The 3,134-nt window shown below is 69.6% G+C and carries 4 protein-coding genes; 2 read left to right on the plus strand and 2 right to left on the minus strand.

Annotated elements, in window-relative coordinates; translation table 11 throughout:
- Positions 1–770: phage integrase family protein (locus ALA01S_RS30565; protein WP_305765094.1), on the minus strand; the 770-nt coding region annotated here is incomplete at its 3' end.
- Between the two features lie 147 nt (positions 771–917).
- Positions 918–1,640, minus strand: coding sequence for an IclR family transcriptional regulator (locus ALA01S_RS30570; RefSeq protein WP_066343486.1), 723 nt, complete (start codon positions 1,638–1,640; stop codon positions 918–920).
- A 152-nt stretch (positions 1,641–1,792) separates the two neighbouring features.
- On the opposite strand from ALA01S_RS30570, the gene ALA01S_RS30575 reads away from it, so the two are divergent.
- Positions 1,793–2,770, plus strand: a complete 978-nt coding sequence (locus ALA01S_RS30575) for a hydroxymethylglutaryl-CoA lyase (RefSeq protein WP_066343488.1) — start codon at positions 1,793–1,795, stop codon at positions 2,768–2,770.
- Positions 2,767–3,134, plus strand: a 368-nt coding sequence (locus tag ALA01S_RS30580) for a CoA transferase (protein WP_174548673.1), incomplete at its 3' end; no start/stop codon positions are given. The genes ALA01S_RS30575 and ALA01S_RS30580, both read left to right, overlap by 4 nt.

The raw sequence follows: 3,134 nt of genomic DNA on the forward strand, positions 1-3,134 counted from the left end.
GCGATGCCCCAGAGCAGCAACCGCTCGGCCTCCTTGCGATACGCACGCTGCGTGGCCGGCGCCTCGTGCAACGCCAGCCACGACTGCACGGCCTCGTAGTCGTTGTCGGCCCGCAGCGAGCACGATGCGCGCGGCGCGCGGAAGGCGCCCTGGGTGCCATCGACATCGGCCGGCACGATGATGTGCTCCCAGGGGCGTACGTCGCCTTGCGGCGGTACGGCCACCAGCGCGCGGGCGCGCTCGGTGAGCTCGGGATGCGCGGCGAAGAAGCCTTCGATCTCTCTGGCCATCGCCGGACCCAGCCCGGCAATGCCGCTCCACCAGCGCCGGCGGCGCGGCACTCGCAGCGTGAGCTCGGCCAGCGTCCGGATGCCTGCATTGCGCAGGACCGTCGCCGCGCGCGAGGGAAGCCAGCGGCCCACGTCGTCGCCGATGAGCGGTTGCGGCTGTGGGGTGCTGCGCAGCGCTTCGACGGCCTGCGCAATGGCGCGCGCGGCCGCGGCGCCTTTGCGCGCCGTACCCGTGAAGAGCCGCGCCAGATCCTCGCGCTGGCGGCTGGCCGCAAAGGCGGCGAGCTGCCGGCGGATGTGGCCGATCACGGAGCGCGATGAGCCGCCGGTCGGCCGCCGCTCAGGGATGAAGCGCGCCACGGCGTCGCGCGAGGACAGGCCTTCGTGCCAAGCCCGCAGGGCGGACAGCGCCGCGGCATCGGGCAGCTCCAGCAGCGGCCGCTCCTGGGCGGGCTCGGCGGCGGACCGGCGCGTTTTCACGCCAGCCACTTTAGGCCTGCGACGGTACTGATCCGATAAAAGCGCTTATTTCCTTAGTATGGAGCAGTGGTGCGTTGCTCAGCCAGGCATCGCTCCGTCAACGGGCAGCAGACCCTGTCATCTACCTCCAAACCGGCAAGTCGCAGCTCAGGATGACACCGGACCGCCCAAGCGCAGCGTCAGCCGCTTTGCCGCCTCGCGCACGGCGTCCGTGAACTCCGGTTTCATCCGTTGCTCTGGCAACGTCAGCGTCAGCGCACCGGCGAGTTCACCTGCTGCATTCCACACCGGCGCGGAGATGCCGGTGAGCCCCGGCACGCGGTCACTGGAGAGCACCACGAAGCCACTCTGGCGGATCTCGTCGTAGATCCGGCCCTTGGCGCCACCAAAGGCCATCAGCACCCGTCCACCCGCACCCTTGTCCAGCGGCAGCAGGTCGCCAGCGCGGATGTGGTCGCGCAACAGGTGGGGCGAGTCCACGCGGTACAGGCACAGCCGCTGGTCGCCCTGCCGCACGTGGAAAGCAGCGCTCTCCTGTGTGGCGGCCACGAGTTCGCGCATCACCGGCATCACCTGCGCCTCCAGCGAGAACGAGGCGGCGTAGAGGGAGTGCAGCCGCGCCACTTCCGGGCCCAGTGCGTAGCGCCCGTCAGGCATGCGCTGCAGCAGCCGCACGTGCTCCAGCGAGGCCAGCAGCCGCAGCGCGGTGCTCTTGTAGAGCTGGGTGCGCTCCGACAACTCTGCCAGCGACAGGGCGTCCTCGCCACTGCGGAAGGCACACAACAGGCTCAAGGCGCGATCCACCGCTGCGGCGCCGCCAGGGGCGGCGTGCTGGTCGGCGACGGAAGCCACGGCGGCTTTTCTGGGCATTTCTCTCTTCTCGGCTGGTTCACAGGGGCTGCTTGGCCCGACCGGGCGACTTTATCCCGCGGCATCCGACGGGATTTGACGGTCCCGGGGTCACAGCTTAAGATTCATTCTACAGAACAGCGTTCTATCTTACAGAACTACGGAGACCGACAATGTCCTCGCCCTCTGTCCTCATCAGCGAAGTGGGACCGCGAGACGGCCTGCAGAGCATCTCGCGCACGATGCCCACGGCGGCCAAGTGCGCCTGGATCGATCGCCTCTTCGATGCCGGCTTGCGCGAGATCGAGGTCGGCTCTTTCGTGCCGGCCAAGCTGCTGCCGCAGATGGCTGACGTGGCCGACGTGGTGCGCCATGCGTTGACCAAGCCGGGCCTCACCGTGATGGCGCTGGTGCCCAACCTGCGCGGGGCCGAGGCCGCGCTGGCCGCCGGCGTGCACAAGATCTCCATTCCGCTCTCGGCCAGCGAGGCGCATTCACAAGCCAACGTGCGCAAGACGCGCGAGCAGGCGCTGCAGGACCTGCGCGCCATCGCCGCGCTGCGCCGGGAGCGCTTTCCCGGCGCGAAGGTCGAGGTGGGCATGTCCACGGCCTTCGGCTGCACGATCCAGGGCGCCGTGCAGGAGGACGAGGTGGTATGGGTGGCCGAGTGCGCCGTCGAGGCCGGCGTGGACGAGGTGGGCCTGTCCGACACCACTGGCATGGCCAACCCGGCCCAGGTGCGGCGCCTCTTCAACCGCGTGCGCGCGGCCATCGGCGAGCGCACCGGCGCGGCCCACATGCACAACACCCGTGGGCTGGGTTTGGCCAACTGCCTGGCCGCCTACGACGTGGGCGTGCGCACCTTCGACGCCTCGCAAGGCGGCCTGGGTGGCTGCCCCTATGCGCCCGGCGCCTCGGGCAACGTGGTCACCGAGGACCTGGTGTTCATGTTCGAGGCCATGGGCGTGCACACCGGCGTGGACCTGGAGCGCCTGGTGGCCGCGCGCGAGGCGCTGGCCGCGGGCCTGCCCGGCGAGGCGCTCTACGGCATGACACCTGAAGCGGGCCTGACCAAGGGCTTCGCCTATGCCGACGGCCGCCATCCCGGCGCCGAACGTCTGCTGAACCGCATTGAAAAGGACTGCGCATGAGCGAGCTCACTACCCCCGCCGCCACGACGGCGGGCACCCAACCTCTGCCCCTCGAAGGCGTGCGCGTCGTCGAGTTCACCCACATGGTGATGGGTCCCACCTGCGGGATGATCCTGGCCGACCTGGGTGCCGAGGTCATCAAGGTCGAACCGCTGGCCGGCGACAGCACGCGCCGGCTGCTGGGCTCGGGCGCGGGCTTCTTCTCCACCTTCAACCGCAACAAGAAAAGCCTGGCGGTGGACGTGAAGGACCCGCGCGGGCTGGAGATCGTGCTGCGCCTGGTGGCCGGCGCCGACGTGTTCAGCGAAAACTTCAAGTCAGGCACGATGGATCGGCTGGGGCTGGGCTTCGAGGCCCTCTCGAA

The sequence above is a fragment of the Azohydromonas lata NBRC 102462 genome (assembly GCF_001571085.1).
Lineage (GTDB): Bacteria > Pseudomonadota > Gammaproteobacteria > Burkholderiales > Burkholderiaceae_C > Azohydromonas > Azohydromonas lata.